This is a genomic window from Corynebacterium sp. HMSC06C06, from assembly GCF_001807295.1.
Lineage (GTDB): Bacteria > Actinomycetota > Actinomycetes > Mycobacteriales > Mycobacteriaceae > Corynebacterium > Corynebacterium striatum.
Window position 1 is genome coordinate 15,195 of sequence record NZ_KV788481.1, and the last position, 18,411, is coordinate 33,605.

Genomic DNA, 18,411 nt, shown 5'->3' on the forward strand with positions numbered 1-18,411 from the left:
GAACCAGCGGCACTTTAAGTTTTAGAGCTCAGTTGCATCAACGCGGGTTGGGAACACGCGTGGGCGAGCGCCTGCGATCTCCTCAACGATGCGGATGACCTGGTTGGAGTAGCCGAACTCGTTGTCGTACCACACGTAGAGAACCAGGTGCTTACCGGAAGCGATGGTTGCCAAACCGTCCACAATGCCTGCGTGGGTGGATCCCACGAAGTCAGAGGAAACAACCTCTGGGGAAGCAATGTAGGAAATCTGCTGGCGCAGGTCGGAGTGCAGGGAAACGTTACGCAGGAAGTCGTTGACCTCGTCGCGCTCAACTTCCTTCTCCAGCTCCAGGTTCAGCACAGCCATGGACACGTCCGGGGTAGGAACGCGAATAGCGTTACCGGTCAGCTTGCCCTCGAACTCCGGAACGGCCTTGGACACGGCCTTTGCAGCGCCGGTCTCCGTCAGAACCATGTTGAGGCCAGCTGCACGGCCGCGGCGATCGCCCTTGTGGAAGTTATCGATCAGGTTCTGGTCGTTGGTGAAAGAGTGCGCGGTCTCCACATGACCGTGGACAACGCCGTAACGGTCGTTGATGACCTTGAGAACAGGAGTGATGCCGTTGGTGGTGCAGGATGCAGCCGAGATGATCTTGTCGGAGTCCTCGATGGTGTCGTGGTTGATGCCGTAGACGATGTTCTTCAGGTCACCCTTGCCCGGTGCGGTCAGCAGGACGCGGGAGATACCCTTGGATTCCAGGTGCTGCTCCAGGCCCTTGCGGTCGCGCCATACGCCAGTGTTGTCCACGAGGACGGCGTTGTCGATGCCGTAGGAGGTGTAATCGATGTCGGTTGGGTCGTTGGCGTAGATCATCTGAATCTTGGTGCCGTTTGCCCAGATGACCTCATTCTCCTCGTCCACACCGATGGTGCCGTTGAAAGCACCGTGGACGGAGTCACGGCGCAGCAGAGAGGCGCGCTTGAAGATGTCGCCGTCGCCCTTCTTGCGGACCACAATTGCGCGCAGGCGAACACCACCGTAAGCAGCCTCACGAGCGATCAAGATGCGGGCCAGCAGACGGCCGATGCGGCCGAAGCCATAAAGCACAACGTCGGTGCACTCCTTGTCCACGGCAGCGCCAACCAGGTCAACGAGCTCCTGCTCGAGGTAGTTGCGCAGACTGGCGGAGTTGGACTCAGCGTAGCCAGATGCCAGGCGGCCCAAGTCGATGGAGGCAGTGCCGAGGTTCATGTCGCACAGTTCCTTCAGGATGGGAAGGGTCTCTGCGGTAGACAATTCGCGGTTCGCGATACGGCGAGCGTAGCGGTGAGCCTTCATGATGTCGATGTCCGTCACGCCGCTCAAGACGCGACCGTAGATGGTGGTCACGACATTGTTGGTGCGGTGCAGTTGGTGGATGAGCGGAATCATCTCCTGAGCAAGCTCGAGACGTTCGTTCCAGTCAGCGTGTCCAACCTGTGCGTTCGCAGTCACGTGTTCTTTTCCTTTACTCGTCATGGGGGTAAACCAACATTCAACCGTAAATATTAACTGTTATGAGTGCCCGTTTGGGCATAGATGGTGCAGGATCTCCGCCACACTACCCCCGTTGATTTTCTCAACCTCTTCTCCCACGAGGCAATAGCCCACCGCCGGGTCCTTTTGGGCACGCCGCGGCTTCAGCATCTGATTGAGATAGGGGTAAAGCGGAGAAAGCTGCGGGTTGCTTCGCGTAAATTCCGTTTCCAATCCACGCGCATAACGCCCGGAAAAGGCACGCGTAGAAACGCTCCTCCCGCCACACGCAAGAAGCTCACGGTTAACCGGCGAAGTACCTACTTCCGACGCCAAAAGGAAGGCCGAGCCACAGCTCACCGCAACCACCCCCGGCCAGGCCAACGCTCGTTCGACATCCGCGGAGCTGCGCATGCCACCGGCGGCGATGAGAGGAATGGGGGCGTCGCCAAGCGCGGCGTGCACAGCGAACACGAGCTCCTCCAGCGGCCGCCAATCAGGTTCGGCTTCCGCATCCCACACGCCGCGATGGCCGCCTGCCTCGGGCCCCTGCACACACAGCGCGTCGACGCCGCGGCGCGCCGCCTCCACTGCCTCGGCCGGGGAGGTCACCGTGGTCCACGCCTCTAGCCCAGCGGCGTGAATGCGCGTGATTTCCTCCTCCGTAAACGTCCCGAACATCGACCACAGCACCGCAGCGCCCGCGTCGAGCGCCATGTTCAGTTTCTCCGTCCAGCCGAATTCCAGGTCCGCCTCCGGCACCGAAACGCCCAGCTCCTGTGCCATAGCACTCACCGCCTCCATATTGGCTGGGCTTAGCGGTTCCTGCGCGTGAAAAAGGTTAACGCCGAAGCGGTGTCCCCGGCACGCCTCGATCTGCTCTTGAGCAGCGCTTAACGACGCCGTCCCCAGCGCCAACGCACCAAAGGAGCCGTTGTGCTCTGCAGCAATGACGCTGTCAGGCGTGGTGGGGCCACCCGCCATGGGGGCGGGAAGTACTCTGATTTTTAGGCTTTTTAGAATGGCGCTCATAGCGTCCACCTTAGAACTCGACCAATTGTGAGGGCACATGACTGCTTCTGCTTCATCTTCTGCTGACTCTTCCGCGGGCAGCTTCTTCGCGCGGCTCGTGTCGCGGCTTTTCGGGTCCTCCGTTAAGGAAACGGAGGCGTCGTCAATGGCGGCTCTCGAGGCTGCAGACCTCGACGCCGAATGGCTCGTGGTGGGCTTAGGCAATCCGGGCGCCAAGTACGCAGCCACCCGCCATAACGTGGGATACATGGCCGTCGACGATTTGCTGGCGGAATCCGGGGAACTCTTGCAGCCGGTGGCCGGCCACTCCCTCACCGCTGCACCGTTGAATGTTGCAGACACGCCGGTTCTTGTGGTGCGCTCGGCGACGTTTATGAACTTGTCCGGCGATCCTATTGCTCCCTTGGCGCAGCAGTTGGGCATTCCGGCTGAGCGGGTCCTCGTTATCCATGACGAGCTGGATCTGCCGCCGAACAAGATTCGAATCAAGGTTGGAGGTAATGAAAACGGCCACAACGGGCTGAAATCGCTGACGGAGCGGCTGGGCACTCGCGACTATCCTCGTGTGCGCATCGGCATTGGCCGCCCGCCCAAGGGTTCTTCGATTCCTAATTACGTTTTGGGCCCGGTCGACGCGGACGCAGGTTTCGACGCCGCGATCGAGACGGCTGCCGACGCCGTGCGCCTCATCGTAAGTTCTGGGATCCAAAGCGCACAGAATGAGATTCATTCCCGCAAGTAACCCACCACGCGGACCTGTTTACGCCTAAACTAAATTTTCATGAGCCACGCCCCACACGAATCGCAAACAATAGTCATTACTGGCGCTTCCGACGGCATAGGTGCCGCAGCCACGCGTACCTTGCGTGCGAAGCGCCCACAAGACACATTGGTTCTGGTAGGGCGTAATCCGGACAAAACTCGCGCGGTAGCCGAAAGCGTGGGCGCGAGCTACCACGTAGCGGATTTTGAATCCCTCGGGCAGGTGCGACGTTTGGCGGACGAGCTCGGCGAGCTTGATGAAATTCACGCACTGGGTAACAACGCCGGGGGCATTTTTGACGGCCCCTTCACCACCGCCGATGGTTTCGAACGCACGTGGCAGGTCAACGTCGTGGCTCCATTTTTGTTGACCTCACTGCTGCGGGACAAGCTCCGCAAGACCGACGCCACCATCGTGCAGACTGCATCCGTGGCTAATCTCTTGATGTCTGCCTTCGACCCAGGTGACCCAAATACCTTCCAGAAATTCACCGCCGAGCGTGCCTACGGCAACGCGAAGTTGGGGGACATCCTGCTCACCAGCTACTTGCACAACCACGACATGACCTCCGTGGCCTTCCACCCCGGTGTCCTAGCCACCAACTTTGCGCGCACTTCCCATAGCCGGACTCGGAAGTTCTACTCCGGCGTACTGTCCAAGAGCTTTGGCAGCGCGGAGGAAGGCGGCGACAATCTAGCGTATTTCCTCACCGGCACGCCGGGGATTCACTTCGAGTCCGGCGAGTACTACAACAGCAAACGCAAGCTGGGTCTGCGGCGCCCGATGGCTAAGAAGCCGGCCGTGGCCCGCCGCATCTTCGATGATTTGGGCGAGCAGTTGGGTGTTAGTTGGGACTAGCCGTGCGTCTGTGGTGGCGCAATTCAGGGGCCGACGCAAAGGGCAGCTAAACTAGCCCGCATGAGTATTGCCTCCGAAGCCACCCGCCGCCGCACGTTTGCCGTCATCGCCCACCCGGACGCCGGTAAGTCCACATTGACTGAGGCGTTGGCGCTACACGCGCACATTATTAATGAAGCCGGTGCGGTGCACGGCAAGGGCAACCGCAAGGCCACTGTCTCCGACTGGATGGAGATGGAAAAGGACCGCGGTATTTCGGTAGCTTCCTCCGCGCTGCAGTTTGAGTACGCGCCGGAGAACCATGAGGGCGAGCCCTTCATGATCAACCTCGTTGACACCCCAGGTCACGCGGACTTCTCGGAGGATACCTACCGCGTTCTCACGGCCGTGGATGCCGCGGTCATGCTTATCGACGCCGCCAAGGGCCTCGAGCCCCAAACCCTCAAGCTCTTCCGCGTGTGCAAGGCCCGCGGATTGCCGATCATTACGGTTATCAACAAGTGGGACCGCGTGGGCCGCGAGCCGCTGGAGCTGGTCGATGAAATCCTCAACGAGATTCAGCTGCAGCCGACTCCCCTGTACTGGCCGGTAGGCATCGCTGGCGACTTCCGCGGCTTGGCGCACATCAATGAGGACGGCGAGGCGGATAACTACATCCACTTCATCCGTACTGCGGGTGGCTCGACGATCGCGCCTGAGGAGCATTACGATCCGAGCGACGCTGAAGCCAAGGAAGGTGATGCCTGGGAGACCGCTGTCGAGGAGGCAGAGCTCCTGGCTGCCGACGGCGCCCTGCACGATCAAGAGCTCTTCGAGCAGTGCGTCACTTCCCCGCTCATCTTCGCATCCGCGATGCTCAATTTTGGCGTGCACCAGATTCTGGACACTCTGTGCGCCATCGCCCCAGCGCCGCGTTCGCGCGATTCCGATCCGAAGGCCATCGAGGCAGCCGGCTCTGGCGGCGCGGCGGCAATCGACGAGACGCGTGAGATCACCGATGACTTCTCAGGTGTCATCTTCAAGGTGCAGGCAGGCATGGACCGCAAGCACCGCGATAACCTCGCGTTTATGCGCGTGGTCTCCGGTGAGTTCGAGCGTGGCATGCAGGTCAGCCACGCCCAGTCGGGCCGCAGCTTCTCCACGAAGTACGCGCTGACCGTCTTCGGACGCACCCGCGACACAGTGGACAGTGCCTTCCCTGGCGACATTGTTGGCTTGGTCAACGCTGGTTCTTTGGCGCCTGGCGACACCATCTACGCCGGCAAGAAGGTCCAGTTCAAGCCGATGCCGCAGTTCGCCCCGGAGGCCTTCCGCATTTTGCGCGCGAAGTCTTTGGGCGATTACAAGGCGTTCCGTAAGGGACTCGACCAGCTGGCGGCCGAGGGCGTCGTCCAGATCCTGCGCAACGAAACCCGTGGCGACGCCGCGCCTGTCATGGCTGCGGTGGGTCCCATGCAGTTCGAGGTCATGCAGGCCCGCATGGAGGTCGAGTACAACGTCGAGACCGTCACCGAGCCTATCCCCTACTCCGTCGCCCGCCGCACCGACGCCGAGTCCGCGCCGGAGCTCGGCCGCCAGCGTGGCGTGGAAATTTTCACCCGCACCGACGGTGAACTCATCGCTCTCTTCGGCGACAAGTGGAAGCTCGCCTTCGTGGAGAAAGAACACCCAGAGCTAACAATTGAACCGCTCGTCGCTGACTAATCCCCCACCGAATTACTTGTCTTGGGCAGCGGCGGCCAGCACGGCGCGGCGGCGGGATTGAACCCCGCGTGGTGCTCGTGGCTGCAACACAGTGGCAAGCATCTAAAACAAGGCATACCAAATGGGCCGAGAAATCCCTCGGCCTACTCCGTTCAGATATCTTGCGCGGCTACTGTGCCCACGGCGGCAGCCACCGCACCTTTCCGTGAATTCGTGCCAACCTCCCTCGGCTCGGGCACATGTCTGGCGCAGAACCCGGCGGCGAGTCGTCGTTGACACCGTTGTGATAGGGACAGCAGGTAGAAAGGTTGCGCATATTCGTTTCGCCGCCGTTGCGCCACGCCTCAAGGTGATGAATCTGCGCAAGGTCCGCCGGATAGTTGCAGTCTCCCCACGGGCAGGTAGGATTCTCCGCCGCCGCCATTAGGCGCTGCTTTTCGTTGGCAAAGCGCGAAGTCCGGTACAGATTCACCGGCCCTTCATGCGGATGCACAAGCGTGACGTAACCACGCTCGCTTAGCGTCTTATGTACCAGGTCAGCGCCTCTAATCGTTGCGCCATTGGTCAGCCGCAGCGTGATCTCTTCCCCGCCGCCGTCCACGATTTGGTCGAGCTCATCCAGCGTCACAATCACATTAGTCGAAGCGATGGGCTCGGCCACCCCGTTGAAGAAGGCCTCCCGGACCGATTCCACCGGCCGCTGCGGATCAATCGCCGCATGCAACTGCGCAATGATGTCCGAAGGCCCAGTAAGCGCCAACGTCCACGGCTTACCCCTGCGCCGTGTCAGGCGGATTCCTTCCCGCGGCGCGCGCGGCTTGGACAACTCCTTCACCAACTTTCGCGCCCGCCGCCTCAATGCTGAATCCGAGCCGGTCATCGTGCACAGCTCCTCCCGCAACCGCCACGCGTCACGTTGATTGCGCAGCATTCGGGCGTACTTCTCAATAAGCTGCAGCGTGACCAAGCCGTGCCGCGAAGAGCGCGCTCGCCGCTGCATTTTCTTGAACTTCGTCTCCCCGAAGTACACCTGCGCCAATTCCCGCAAACTCCGCGCTTGCACCTCGCTAGCGCCGAGCTCAAGGAGTTCGCGTTCGGATAAGCCGGCGGCGTCGGCAAGCAGTGCCGTGCCTTGGGCCTGAGCGCGAAGAAACTGTGCAAGAAGCGTCATGACTCTCACGCTAAGGGCGCAGCACAAACGCTCTCAAGAGGCAATTTCAAATCTGTGGATAACTCGTTGGTAGCGTCAACTAACTTGCCCCTGTTATCCACAAAAGTGGACGTTTTAGCCCTCCAAGAACTCCTTCCAGCCTGGCCATTCCGCATAGGTCTGGGCCCGCCCAGCCGCGTAGTTGGCGCGCAGCTTCGCCACAGAGCGCTCAGTCGAGGCAACCTGCATATCCTCCGGGAAGAATAGACAAGCCCGGCCCTCCCGCTCCAGCTCCAGCAAGCGGTCCTTCGATGCGTTGTACTTTGGCGGGCGTGTGATTAAGGCATCAGCCACCGCTGGATTCTTCCGGAATACGCGGCGAATCATCATCGGGCGCGCAGCCTTGGGCCGCACGTAGCCGCGAGGCTTAGAGCCGATGAAGAGGAACTTCTTGAAACCCGCGAGCTCTGCCTGCGCAATCGTGATGCCGCCGGATTCACCCAGCGCACCGTCCACATAAGGCACGCCGTCGATAACCCGCATCGGCATAATCAGCGGCAGCGTCGAGGACGCTCGCACGCGCGCGAACAAGTCCGACGGTTTTTCAATATCCTTCTGAGACCAGTACACCGACTCGCCCGTATCCGCGCGGGTGGCGGCCAGGTTCATGATGGCAGGATTGTCCTTGTACGCCTGCCAATTAAACGGCAGGTCCTTATCCGCAGAGCGCTCATAGATGTATTCCGCGTTGAAGTAGCCGCGGCCGCGCATGAGCGAGCCCACGCCGCCAAAGCTGGGGTTGTTGGCGAAATCCACGAAGGAATCCTCGGCACGGATGGCGTCCTGGGAAAGGTAATTCACGGTATGCGAAGCACCTGCAGATACACCACCAACCCAGCCAAATTGCACTTGTTCCTGGATGAGTTTGACGATGCAAGGGGCGGTGTAGGAGTTGCGCATGCCGCCACCTTCGATGACGAGCGCGGTGTCTAGGGCGTCAATCATGGCCGCAAGTTTACGCTTGTCCATCTGCAACACCGAAGAACTATGCTTTTGCACATGGGTCTTTTCAACGCGCTTTCCGCTCTCACATCGAAGCTAGGCTCCAGCGCACCACGCCTGGCGCAGGTGGATGGAAACGCCCCGCTTGTCGACGTCGCCAAGCTCAGCGTATCCACAGCCGAGTCCCTCATCATCGTGGTCACCGACCCCGTAGGCGCCGAGGTCATACGCACAATCGCCGAGTCGGGCGAGGCCGCAACGCTGCGTTCTGCGGAGGCCACTGTGTATTTTAAGGTTTCCGCAAAGCGCGAACTGCCCGTGCACGATCCGCGCAAGGGCTGGGCCATCCCCCTGGATCCGGAGCTGCGCGAACAAATCACCGCCGCTATCACCGGGCCCGGCGAATTCGAATTAACTGACGTGCTTGCCATCGTCGTGGAGGAAAATTAATCATGCTCATCTTGCCTTTCAACGGTGTGTACCCGCGCATTCACCGCAGCGCCTGGATTGCTCCGAACGCCACCATCATTGGCGACGTCGAAATCGGCCCTGATTCCTCGGTCTTCTACGGCTGCGTCCTGCGCGCGGACGTGGGCGCCATTCGCCTAGGCGCCCGCGTCAACATCCAGGACAATTCCGTCATCCACGAGGAAGCCGACGTTGCGTGTGTCTTGGAGGATGACGTTACGGTTGGTCACATGGCGATGCTGCACGGCACGCACGTGGGCGCTGGCACGCTGGTTGGAATGAAGGCCACGCTGCTGTCGCGTTCGGTAGTGGGCCCGGGCTCACTCATCGCTGCCGGCGCGGTTGTGCTGGAGGGACAGGAGATCCCAGCGAAGTCCCTCGCCGCCGGCATCCCGGCAAAGGTTCGCCGCGAACTCAGCGATGAGCAATCGCATTCCTTTATCCCTCACGCCGGACGCTACGTTGATCTATCCACGGCACAGGCGCTTTCCGACGCCGCCGTTTCCCTCGAGGACGTCTACTACGACTAGGGGCCGCTAGAGACTCAGCACACCCATGATGACGAGGAAGACTGCCACGAGGTAGCCGCTGATTTCGGCTACGCGCGCGGAGTTTTCGCGGGCTGCGGTAAAAAGCTTGCCAGCGGCGCTGTGCGGCTGCGCGCGCACGAGGGCGATGAAGAATCCGCACAGCGTGGGCAGCGAGAGCGCCAGCGTGGCGTACCACAAAGTGCCCAGGTAGCGGGTGGCGTCGGAGAACTCGCCGGCGGCGAGGTGCAGAAGGCCGCCGTAGAAGGGCACGGAGGTCAGCGACTGTACCACGCCCATGACGAAACCGATAGCTGCGGTCTTGAGCGAGGGCTCGCGCAGCGGCACGAGGAGTTTTTCCACCATCGGGTTGGATTCGCCTTTGGAACGCCAGGCGCCGAAACCGATGAGCACGCCTACTGCGATGAGGACGATGCCGGTTATTGGCGACTCCAGCGCGGCAACGATCTGTTCGCGGATTCCGACGAAGATAAAGAGCACGGCCAAGGAGGCCACGAGCACGCCGAGCCAATCCCCCGCCACGATTAGCGGCGCCACCTTGCGGTATTTACCGCGCGGCAGGATGATTCCGATGGCAACGAGGATGCCGATGAGCAGCGCGTTGACGGAGTCTCCGAAAGCATAGATGACGGCGTGGAGCATGCGCGCAAGTCTACAGTGCGCGGCGGCGGCCCCAAATTTCATAAAGGATCTGCACATGTCAAAATTCCTCTACCGCTTGGGTAGCTGGTCATATCGAAAAGTCTGGCCGTTCCTCGCGTTCTGGCTGGTACTGCTCGTCGCGATGGGCGGCCTCGCTGGCGCCTTCGCGAAGTCTCCAAGCCCCACTTTTTCCATGCCAGACATGGACTCCACCGTCACCCAAGAGCAGATGATGGAGCGCTTCGGCACGGAGACAGATGCAATGAGTGCCCCCAGCGCCACCATCACACTGCAGGCTCCGGAGGGCAAAAAGCTCACGGATAAGACGGTCATGGGCGAAGTCGATTCCATGATCAAGGAGCTGCAAGGAACCGACGCGCTGAAGGACCCCGACGCAATCGTCAACCCGGTCATGGCTTCCATGGGAATGCAGAAGCAGATGACCGAGAAAATGGCCGCGCAGGGCATGCCGCAGGAGCAGATCGATTCCAACCTTGCCGCACTCTCCCCTCTCAGCGAGGACAAGCGCACCGGTACGATCTCCATGAACTTCGATGCCGCGTCCGTCACTGAGATCCCTGCCGAAGAGATGACCTCCGAGGTCATCGGCCTCATCGTTGCCGCCATCGTCCTGCTCATCACCTTCGGTTCCTTCGTGGCCGCAGGTATGCCGCTCATCTCTGCCGTCGTCGGCGTGGGCGTGGGAATCCTGGGCGTCCAGCTCGCCACCATTTTCACGGACTCTGTCTCCGACATGACGCCAATGCTGGCCTCCATGATCGGCTTGGCCGTGGGCATCGACTACGCGCTGTTCATCGTGGCCCGCTTCCGCAACGAGCTCATCACCTCCTCCGGACTCAATGACCTGAGCCCGAAGGAGCTCGCGCAGGAGCTCAAGAAGATGGACAAGGCAACCCGCGCACACGCCATGGGCATGGCCTTGGGCACCGCTGGTTCCTCCGTGGTCTTCGCTGGTGCCACCGTGGTCATCGCGCTGGCAGCGCTGACCATCATCGGCATTCCATTCCTGTCCACCATGGCCATCGCCGCTGCCGCAACCGTGGTTGTGGCAGTCTGCGTCGCGCTCACCTTCATCCCTGGCCTCTTGGGCTTGTTCGGCACCAAGGTCTTCGTTGGCCGCGTGCCGGGCCCCAAGGTTCCGGACCCTGAGGACGAAAAGCCCACCATGGGCCTAAAGTGGGTACGCCACATTCGCGCTCACCCGTGGATGCACCTCATCGCCGGCGTGCTGTTGCTCGGAATCCTCGCCCTGCCGGCCGCCAACCTGCGCCTGGCCATGCCCACCGACGGAACCTCGAAGCTGGGCACCCCGCAGCGCGATGCTTATGAGATGACCGAAGAGGCATTCGGCCCAGGTCGCAACGCCCCGATGATCGCTTACGTCGACATCGCGGACGTCGCAAAGCAAGACCGCATGCCGGCCTTCCAGGAACTCCTCAAGGACTTCAGTGAGACCGAGGGCGTCGTCAATGCGCAGATCGTCGCCACCACGGACAACATGGACGCGGCGCAGATCCTGATTACCCCGACCACCGGCGCAACCGACGAGACCACCACCGAAACCCTGGAAAAGCTCCGCGGTTTCAAGGCCGAGTTCGAAGACAACACCGGCGGCACCTACGGCATCACTGGTATCACCCCAATCTTCGATGACATTTCGCAGAAGCTTAGCGACGTCCTCCTCCCCTACATCGCGATCGTCCTCGGCCTAGCATTCATCGTGCTTCTCCTCGTCTTCCGCTCCATCTGGGTGCCGCTCATCGCGGCCGCTGGCTTCGGCCTGTCCATGGCAGCCACCTTCGGCGTCACCGTGGCCATCTTCCAGGAGGGCATGTTCGGAATCATCGACGACCCACAGCCGCTGCTGTCCTTCCTGCCGATCATGCTCATCGGCCTGACCTTTGGTCTCGCAATGGACTACCAGGTATTCCTGGTCACCCGCATGCGCGAGGGCTTCGTCCATGGCAAGACCGCAGGCAACGCGACGTCGAATGGCTTCAAGCATGGCGCACGCACCGTGACCGCGGCAGCGCTCATCATGATCTCCGTGTTCGCAGCCTTCATGCTCATTGACCTCCCATTCATCAAGACCATGGGCTTCGCCCTTGCGGTTGGTGTGTTCATGGACGCCTTCGTTGTACGCATGATGATCATCCCGGCCACGATGTTCCTGCTCGATAAGAAGGCATGGTCAATTCCGAAGTGGCTCGATAGGATTCTGCCCAACATGGACATCGAAGGCGAGGCTCTCAGTGCCCAGCACGAAGAACTCCAAAGAGTTTCAGCGCGATAAGGTAGAGGAAAAGTCGAAGGGAAAGGAAGCAGCTCGTGTCTAGCTTGCGGGAAACCAAGAAGCAGGCAACGCGCCATGCCATTGCAGATTCGGTAGCGCGTTTGGTGGTTGATGAGGGCGTGGAAAACCTCACCGTCGCCCGAATTGCTGAAGCCGCGGGGGTATCCCCGCGCACCTTCCATAACTATTTCTCTTCGGCCTCCGATGCTTTGTTGTTCTTCGCCGCAAGCTTGCTCGAGTCCTACTCCGCTGATGTCGAGAACATGCACCCGGAGATGGGCATCAACGAATTCTTCGAGACTATGTTGCTCGAGGTCCTCGGCGATGACCAGCCCAATCTGTATTCCCTCGCCACGCTCGTCACAATCGGCGAGTCCATCGAGAGCATGAGCCACACTGCTGAGGAACGCCAACGCTTTGAAAAGGTGGCTTTCGGAATCGTCGAGGCTTTCGGCCGCCGCATGCCAGGTTATTCCAAACTGGAACTAGCAATCCTGCTTGCAGCACACGGCGCCGCGGGCAAGGTCGCGCTGACGGAGATCGCTGACCAGGAAAGCTCCGGCACAAAGCTCAGTTCCGCTGAAAAGCGCGAGATCGTGCATCATGCCTTCCAATTCCTGAAGCAGATTCCTTAGACCAGCCACAACCCAGCTCAGTGTCCCCTGATTTTTGCAGTTCACTGAAAATTCACCCCGGGCCCCCGCAAGAGCGGTGGTTTCCGGGGTATTGTCGTGTAAGTCGTATTTACCCCCGAGCATATTTGGAGTCTCCACAGTGAAGGTAGCGATTCTGGGCGGCGACGGATTCTGTGGATGGCCAGCCTCCCTGTACCTATCTGATCAAGGCCACGACGTCATCATCGTGGACAACCTCTCCCGCCGCGCCATCGACACCGAGCTAGGCGCTGAGTCTTTGACTCCGATCGTCTCCATCGAAGAGCGCATCGCCGCCTGGCACGAGGTCTCCGGTAAGACCATCGAGTTCCGCAACTTCGACGTGGCGCAGGACTACGACGCTCTCCTTGAGTTCCTCACCACCGAGCGTCCCGACGCCGTGGTGCACTTCGCCGAGCAGCGCGCTGCGCCTTACTCCATGAAGAGCTCCCGCACCAAGCGCTACACAGTGGACAACAACATCAACGCCACCCACAACCTGCTGACTGCCATCGTCGAGTCCGGTGAAGACATTCACGTGGCGCACCTTGGCACGATGGGCGTCTATGGCTACGGCACCGCCGGAATGGAAATTCCGGAAGGCTACCTCGACGTCCAAGTCAAGGTTGAGGGCCAAGAGCCGATCGAGCAGTCGATCCTGTACCCTTCTAACCCTGGCTCCGTGTACCACATGACTAAAGTCCTGGATCAGCACCTGTTTGCGTACTATGCCAAGAACGATGAACTGCGCATCACCGACCTGCACCAGGGCATCATCTGGGGCACCCACACCGAGCAGACCCTCAAGGACGAGCGCCTTATCAACCGATTCGACTACGACGGCGACTACGGCACGGTGCTCAACCGCTTCCTCATCCAGGCCGGTATCGGCTACCCGCTTACCGTCCACGGCACCGGCGGCCAGACCCGCGCTTTCATCCACATCCGCGACATGGTTCGCTGCGTCGAACTCGCGCTCGAGAACCCGCCGGCCAAGGGTGATCGCGTCAAGATCATTAACCAAATGACTGAAACCCACCGCGTTCGCGATCTCGCAGAACTGGTGGCCAAACTCTCTGGTGCCAAGCTCGCCATGGTGCCGAACCCGCGCAAGGAGTCCGCAGAAAACGAATTACACGTCTCTAACAACACCTTCCTCGAGCTGGGCCTTGAACCCACCACTTTGTCCGAGGGTCTCCTTCACGAGGTCGAGGAAGTCGCGCAGCGCTACGCCGACCGAGTGGACCGCTCCAAGATCCCGGCCCAGTCCCTGTGGACCAAGCAGCAGCATGCGGGCGTTCCGGAAGAACTCCTCAACGAGGCCGCTCACTAAGCAATTCACCGAAGCATCGTGCGCATAGCCATCGTTACCGAGGTCTTCCTGCCAAAGATCGACGGAGTAGTCACCCGCATCACCCACACCCTGAAACAGCTCGCGGTACTGGGCCATGAGGTCCGCATCTTCGCCCCAGGCAACCCGCCAGAGACCTTTGCGGGATTCGAGGTAACCCGCATCCCTAGTCTCTCTCTGCCGGTGTATCCAGAGATCAAGTTCGGACTGCCCACCTGGAAGTTCTTCTCGGAGATTCGCGCCTGGGAGCCTGACGTCATCCACGCCGTCAATCCAGTCTGGACCGCTGCACTTGGCGTATTCGCGGCGCAGCGCGACGCCGTCCCACTCGTGGCCAGCTTCCACACCAACGTCCCCGAATACGTTGAAGCACTCGGCATCGGCTGGACCCGCCCACTGACTGAGGCCGCCATCAACTACCTCCACAACCAGGCCGCCGTGAACCTTTGCACCTCTGGCCCGATGGTGGATAAGGCCCGCGGCATCGGCATGCACAACGTCAAACTGTGGCCCAAGGCCGTGGACACGCAGACGTATCACCCGAGGAAGGCGTCGCCAAGCATGCGCGAACGCCTCACCGCCGGCCACCCGGAGGCCCCACTGCTGACCTATATCGGGCGCATCTCCAAGGAAAAAGACCTGGAAAGGCTCGACAACGTCATCCGCCTGGTGCGCGGCCAGGCACCGGACGCACGCCTCGCCATCATCGGCGCGGGACCGTACCTCGACGCGCTCAAGGCAACCTTCGATCCCGAGATGACGGTATTTACCGGCTACCTCTCCGGCGAAGAACTCGCGCAGGCCTTCGCTTCGGGCGACGTATTCCTCTTCCCCTCTGCCACCGAAACCCTCGGCCTCGTGGCATTGGAATCCTTCGCCTCTGGAGTGCCGGTCATCGGCACCAACGCTGGCGGAATCCCCTTCGTCATCGAAGAAGGCGTGACGGGCCACCTCATCGATCCCGACGCTCCCGACGAAGCTTGGGCGGGCGCAGCGCTGGGCCTGATTGAAGATTCTTCGCGACGCGCCGCCATGGGACAGGCCGCGCGTGCCGAAGCTGAGCAGTATTCATGGTTAGAATCCACAAAGGCACTCGTTGCAGCCTATGAAGAAGCTACTGCCAACCCCTATCACCGCTGACAAGGATTCCTCATGCCATTGCCGCCGTTGCCACTGCCCACCAGCTTGGAAGAGATCTACTCCGCCGGCGCATTCGTGCAAACCGGAATAGACGCCTCCTTCGCCGAGTTTTTGGGCAAGGTAACTGCCATCGAGTTCAACTTCCAGCCATCTCCTGAAGGAGACGCGGAGACTGAGCTCGATCAAAAGGTTCAGGTGCGTTTCAACACAGCGAGGGGCCCGCAGGACTTTCCGGGAATTCGCCTTGCCACCGTGGAGGACGAGGTCCTAACTTGGCGAGCCACAGGAGCAGCCCAAGCTCCCATGGCGGAGTTCCACGCTCCGCAGCCTTACCACGAATCGTTGCTCACCATTGCGCGCTTCTTGGTAGGAAACGCCCCGGTCGTGCGCGCTCAGCAGGGCGATCACGAGGCAATCATAGCGGTGCCCTTCACCCAACTTCCGCAGGACGCCCGAGCCACGATTCTCGCAGGCATCGAGCGCTTTAGCGGTGGGGTCGACGAGCGTTTGGCGCTATTGCACTTGGCCCAAGCGATGGGCCTTGAGACAGACTCCACCACGCGCGCGGATTCGGAGAGCATTCGACTCAGCGATGGCACTGAAGTCCGCCTTACTCCTGAGGGCGCCCCAGAAGGCCAGCGCATCGTGGTTCTGCAGGGACGCAACTATGGTTTGTTGCCGGAGCAGGTGCTTTCCGACGCCCACTTCACTGCCGTTGAGCACCAATTCTTCCTGGAGGCACGCTACCCCAACGCTGAGGCTGAACTCGATCTTTCGACGGGAAGCGCCGTGCTTAACACGGCTACCGGCTCGACGACCGTGAACGCGCACCTCATCGCGGTTGTTGACTCTGAGAATTTGACCTGGGCATGGGCGGAGCCTGAGTATTCCTCGACTGTCGCGGCCCAAGCTGCACATAATCTTCTACGTTTTGGACGCGATAATGCGCTGCCGGATTTCGTGCGTCCTCAGCTGCCCCTAGCGTGGGCGCGGGCTGCTCATCTGCCACAGATGGCAATGCCGGTGTTGGGAGTATGGACGCTGCTGACCGCGCGCTTGGGTGAAAAGACTGGGTTGTTCCTGGCGAGCTCGCCTACCTTGACGCTGCCCGCGCCGACGCGTGATGTTACCGATGCAGTACTGGCGGTAAAACCGCCGACGCAATGCGATGCCGCCCGCGCTCGCTCTGCTTATGCGGCAAGCCGCGGCATCCTTTTGTAATTTCTAAAACCCGGCCTGCCGAGTGTGCACTCGGCGGGTCTTGGGCTTTCTAAGCGCGGGCGATAGCTGCGCGGAATTCTTCCGGCTGGCCAGCCGGCTGGAACTGCGCGTCTTGGGTTTTGTCCACCAGAACAGCGCGGACACCCTCTGCGAAATCTGGGCGGCGCAACATGTGCTTGCCGAGTTCTAGTTCCATACGCAGCGCCTCGCGAATGTCGGCGGCATTAGCTTCGGCTTCGAAAAGCTCGGTCGCTGCGACCAAAGCCGAAGCGCACGCCTTCTCGGTGAGTTTGGCGAAGAGTTCTGCGAGTTCCGGATGTTGTGGCAACGCGGCTGCGATCTCTTCCCACGTTGCGTGTTGGAATACCTCGTCGATGTCTTGGATGAGACCTGCCAGCTCTGGCTGACCTTCAGGTTCTACGGCGTGCTTTTCGATGGCCGCGTCAACTCCGTCGGCGACGACGTCCTCGATAAAGGCATCGGCATCCTTGACGACGTGGGTGGCAAGGCCAGACCACAGCATGTCGGCTGCATACATGCGGTAGCCGCTCAAACCCCAGAACTTCGCCAGAGCGGGGTCAGCTTCCCCGCGAGTTCCGACCATGCGCTGGGACATGTAGGCGATGCCGACGTCGGTAACGTAGCCGATTGCCATCTCCGGCATAGACGCGAAGGCCTTCTCTGTAACGACTCGGTGCGAACCATGCGCGGAGATACCCAAGCCTCCGCCCATGGCTACGCCGTCGATAACAGCGATATACGGCTTGGGATACTCGGCGATATCCCCGTTGAGCGCGTACTCGCCTTCGAAGAACTCGTCTACCTCTGCCCACTTTTCGGCGAGAACGCCGTCGCGCGCAGCGCGTACGTCGCCACCTGCGCAGAAAGCTTTGGGGCTATTGGAATATACGAGCACCTGCTCGACCTCGTCGTTGTGACGCCACTGGGAAAGAGCTTGACGAATAATGCCAAGCATCTCAGGATTCAAACTATTGAGCGCGCGCGGGCGATTTAGCTCAATCACTCCGGTATGGTTGCGAATTGAAACAAGCACTGGCGAGGCTGTTGTGTTTTCGACATTTGTTTTCTCAGACATGCACACCAGTGTTACACATCACAATTGATACAGCCACCCCGATAAATCACAGATTGGTTGGACACTTTGGTTCCGCAGCTCATTGCGCTAGACATGGACGGCACACTGCTTGACCCCCAAGGTCAACTTCCCCCGGATTTTGCTGAGCTCACCGAGCTCGCCCGGAGTCAGGGCGCTACGCTTATCCCCGCATCCGGACGCCAACTTGCCACCCTGCAGCTGATGTTCCCGGAGTTTTCTACCTTCATTGCGGAAAACGGCGCCGTCGTCATGCGCGATGGCGACATCATCGCGACCTTCCCACTGCCGGTCGAGGTGGTCGAGCGCGTCTTGGACGCATCGGCGACTCTTCCTGCCGAACACACGCTGGTTTTGTGCACTCCAGCTGGCGCGTTCATTGAGCGTGACATCCCGGACCATGCCGTCGCAGAGATCGCTAAGTATTACAAGGCAGTGACGTGGGTGGACGACCTCACCGCGGTGCAGCACGACAACATCATCAAGATTGCGGCCTACTGCCAGGACGGATCTGAGGCCAACCTTGCCCCCACTATCGATGATGTCGTCCAGGACCACAATGTGGCCATCTCCGGCAAGGTGTGGCTGGACGTGATGGCGGACGGCGTCGACAAGGGCGCGGCGTTGACTACGATGGCTGAGTTGAGTTCAATCCCTCTTGCTGAGACCGCTGCTTTTGGGGACTTCCTCAACGATTACGAATTGCTTCGTACTGCCGGATTGGCGGTGGCGATGGACAATGCGCACCCGCAATTGAAAGAGATTGCGGATATCATTGCCCCCTCCAATGCCGACAATGGTGTCGCTACGGTACTGCGGGGCCTGTTCGCAGGTGTCCCAACCAGCGATTTAAGCATTTCTTAGGCAGTCCAAATTTGGGTGAGAAACACTCCCCGTTATTTTAGGAATCCATACACTTCGCGGGCTAAACTGATCCAGTCGCTAGCCGCTATT

Annotated in this window: 17 protein-coding genes; 11 read left to right on the forward strand and 6 right to left on the reverse strand. The window is 60.4% G+C overall.

The window, feature by feature from the left end; all coding sequences use genetic code 11:
* Nucleotides 1–21 precede the first annotated feature (21 nt).
* Nucleotides 22–1,476 carry a glyceraldehyde-3-phosphate dehydrogenase gene (locus HMPREF3153_RS03115; RefSeq protein WP_070419980.1) on the reverse strand — a complete coding sequence of 485 codons (1,455 nt, stop codon included), beginning with the start codon at nt 1,474–1,476 and terminating at the stop codon, nt 22–24.
* A gap of 60 nt (nt 1,477–1,536) precedes the next feature.
* On the reverse strand, nt 1,537–2,529 hold the full coding sequence (locus HMPREF3153_RS03120) for a nitronate monooxygenase (RefSeq protein ID WP_070419981.1): 993 nt from the start codon (nt 2,527–2,529) through the stop codon (nt 1,537–1,539).
* A 145-nt stretch (nt 2,530–2,674) separates the two neighbouring features.
* Here HMPREF3153_RS03120 and pth point away from each other — a divergent pair, with 145 nt between their 5' ends.
* Genes pth through HMPREF3153_RS03135 form a run of 3 tightly spaced genes read left to right on the forward strand, consistent with a single transcriptional unit; the run spans nt 2,675 to nt 5,854 of the window.
* Nucleotides 2,675–3,271: an aminoacyl-tRNA hydrolase gene (gene pth, locus HMPREF3153_RS03125; RefSeq protein ID WP_100618590.1), complete on the forward strand. Its 597-nt coding sequence runs from the start codon at nt 2,675–2,677 to the stop codon at nt 3,269–3,271.
* Nucleotides 3,272–3,310: 39 nt separating this feature from the next.
* Entirely contained in the window at nt 3,311–4,150 is an 840-nt protein-coding gene (locus HMPREF3153_RS03130; RefSeq protein ID WP_070419982.1) for an SDR family NAD(P)-dependent oxidoreductase, read from the forward strand.
* Between the two features lie 60 nt (nt 4,151–4,210).
* Nucleotides 4,211–5,854, forward strand: coding sequence for a peptide chain release factor 3 (locus tag HMPREF3153_RS03135; protein ID WP_070419983.1), 1,644 nt, complete (start codon nt 4,211–4,213; stop codon nt 5,852–5,854).
* Nucleotides 5,855–6,023: 169 nt separating this feature from the next.
* On the opposite strand, the gene HMPREF3153_RS03140 is transcribed toward HMPREF3153_RS03135, so the two are convergent.
* Together HMPREF3153_RS03140 and HMPREF3153_RS03145 are read right to left on the reverse strand one after the other, a co-directional pair.
* Entirely contained in the window at nt 6,024–7,025 is a 1,002-nt protein-coding gene (locus HMPREF3153_RS03140; RefSeq protein WP_070419984.1) for an HNH endonuclease signature motif containing protein, read from the reverse strand.
* 114 nt (nt 7,026–7,139) lie between these two features.
* Nucleotides 7,140–8,009: a patatin-like phospholipase family protein gene (locus tag HMPREF3153_RS03145; protein WP_070420047.1), complete on the reverse strand. Its 870-nt coding sequence runs from the start codon at nt 8,007–8,009 to the stop codon at nt 7,140–7,142.
* 54 nt (nt 8,010–8,063) lie between these two features.
* Between HMPREF3153_RS03145 and HMPREF3153_RS03150 the strand changes: the two genes are divergently transcribed.
* Both HMPREF3153_RS03150 and HMPREF3153_RS03155 read left to right on the forward strand, forming a co-directional pair.
* Nucleotides 8,064–8,456, forward strand: coding sequence for a hypothetical protein (locus tag HMPREF3153_RS03150; RefSeq protein WP_046646404.1), 393 nt, complete (start codon nt 8,064–8,066; stop codon nt 8,454–8,456).
* Nucleotides 8,457–8,458: 2 nt separating this feature from the next.
* On the forward strand, nt 8,459–9,004 hold the full coding sequence (locus HMPREF3153_RS03155; RefSeq protein WP_070419985.1) for a gamma carbonic anhydrase family protein: 546 nt from the start codon (nt 8,459–8,461) through the stop codon (nt 9,002–9,004).
* 6 nt (nt 9,005–9,010) lie between these two features.
* On the opposite strand, the gene HMPREF3153_RS03160 is transcribed toward HMPREF3153_RS03155, so the two are convergent.
* On the reverse strand, nt 9,011–9,664 hold the full coding sequence (locus HMPREF3153_RS03160) for a hypothetical protein (protein WP_070419986.1): 654 nt from the start codon (nt 9,662–9,664) through the stop codon (nt 9,011–9,013).
* 55 nt (nt 9,665–9,719) lie between these two features.
* On the opposite strand from HMPREF3153_RS03160, the gene HMPREF3153_RS03165 reads away from it, so the two are divergent.
* The 5 genes from HMPREF3153_RS03165 to HMPREF3153_RS03185 all read left to right on the forward strand — a co-directional run bounded on the left by HMPREF3153_RS03165 (nt 9,720) and on the right by HMPREF3153_RS03185 (nt 16,343).
* A complete protein-coding gene (locus tag HMPREF3153_RS03165) occupies nt 9,720–11,978 on the forward strand; it encodes an MMPL family transporter (protein WP_070419987.1) in 2,259 nt (752 codons plus the stop codon).
* A gap of 35 nt (nt 11,979–12,013) precedes the next feature.
* Nucleotides 12,014–12,613 carry a TetR/AcrR family transcriptional regulator gene (locus tag HMPREF3153_RS03170; protein WP_070419988.1) on the forward strand — a complete coding sequence of 200 codons (600 nt, stop codon included), beginning with the start codon at nt 12,014–12,016 and terminating at the stop codon, nt 12,611–12,613.
* A 139-nt stretch (nt 12,614–12,752) separates the two neighbouring features.
* Nucleotides 12,753–13,964: an NAD-dependent epimerase/dehydratase family protein gene (locus tag HMPREF3153_RS03175; protein WP_005530083.1), complete on the forward strand. Its 1,212-nt coding sequence runs from the start codon at nt 12,753–12,755 to the stop codon at nt 13,962–13,964.
* Nucleotides 13,965–13,982: 18 nt separating this feature from the next.
* On the forward strand, nt 13,983–15,122 hold the full coding sequence (locus HMPREF3153_RS03180) for a glycosyltransferase family 4 protein (protein WP_070419989.1): 1,140 nt from the start codon (nt 13,983–13,985) through the stop codon (nt 15,120–15,122).
* Between the two features lie 12 nt (nt 15,123–15,134).
* Complete coding sequence (locus HMPREF3153_RS03185; RefSeq protein WP_070419990.1) at nt 15,135–16,343, forward strand: DUF6882 domain-containing protein; 1,209 nt, start codon at nt 15,135–15,137, stop codon at nt 16,341–16,343.
* Nucleotides 16,344–16,392: 49 nt separating this feature from the next.
* Here the strand turns inward: HMPREF3153_RS03185 and HMPREF3153_RS03190 are convergent, their stop codons facing one another.
* Nucleotides 16,393–17,439: a 3-hydroxyisobutyryl-CoA hydrolase gene (locus HMPREF3153_RS03190; protein ID WP_070419991.1), complete on the reverse strand. Its 1,047-nt coding sequence runs from the start codon at nt 17,437–17,439 to the stop codon at nt 16,393–16,395.
* Between the two features lie 57 nt (nt 17,440–17,496).
* Between HMPREF3153_RS03190 and HMPREF3153_RS03195 the strand changes: the two genes are divergently transcribed.
* Nucleotides 17,497–18,321 (forward strand): HAD family hydrolase, encoded by an 825-nt coding sequence (locus tag HMPREF3153_RS03195; RefSeq protein WP_210385543.1) that lies wholly within the window; start codon nt 17,497–17,499, stop codon nt 18,319–18,321.
* The last annotated feature ends 90 nt before the right edge of the window (nt 18,322–18,411 follow it).

Coding starts and splice junctions, on each gene's coding strand:
- HMPREF3153_RS03185 (WP_070419990.1), top strand. CDS start 15,135: ATGCCATTGCCGCCGTTGCCACTGCCCACCAGCTTGGAAGAGATCTAC.
- HMPREF3153_RS03150 (WP_046646404.1), top strand. CDS start 8,064: ATGGGTCTTTTCAACGCGCTTTCCGCTCTCACATCGAAGCTAGGCTCC.
- HMPREF3153_RS03135 (WP_070419983.1), top strand. CDS start 4,211: ATGAGTATTGCCTCCGAAGCCACCCGCCGCCGCACGTTTGCCGTCATC.
- HMPREF3153_RS03120 (WP_070419981.1), bottom strand. CDS start 2,529: ATGAGCGCCATTCTAAAAAGCCTAAAAATCAGAGTACTTCCCGCCCCC.
- HMPREF3153_RS03190 (WP_070419991.1), bottom strand. CDS start 17,439: ATGTCTGAGAAAACAAATGTCGAAAACACAACAGCCTCGCCAGTGCTT.
- HMPREF3153_RS03145 (WP_070420047.1), bottom strand. CDS start 8,009: ATGATTGACGCCCTAGACACCGCGCTCGTCATCGAAGGTGGCGGCATG.
- HMPREF3153_RS03165 (WP_070419987.1), top strand. CDS start 9,720: ATGTCAAAATTCCTCTACCGCTTGGGTAGCTGGTCATATCGAAAAGTC.
- HMPREF3153_RS03155 (WP_070419985.1), top strand. CDS start 8,459: ATGCTCATCTTGCCTTTCAACGGTGTGTACCCGCGCATTCACCGCAGC.
- pth (WP_100618590.1), top strand. CDS start 2,675: ATGGCGGCTCTCGAGGCTGCAGACCTCGACGCCGAATGGCTCGTGGTG.
- HMPREF3153_RS03160 (WP_070419986.1), bottom strand. CDS start 9,664: ATGCTCCACGCCGTCATCTATGCTTTCGGAGACTCCGTCAACGCGCTG.
- HMPREF3153_RS03140 (WP_070419984.1), bottom strand. CDS start 7,025: ATGACGCTTCTTGCACAGTTTCTTCGCGCTCAGGCCCAAGGCACGGCA.
- HMPREF3153_RS03130 (WP_070419982.1), top strand. CDS start 3,311: ATGAGCCACGCCCCACACGAATCGCAAACAATAGTCATTACTGGCGCT.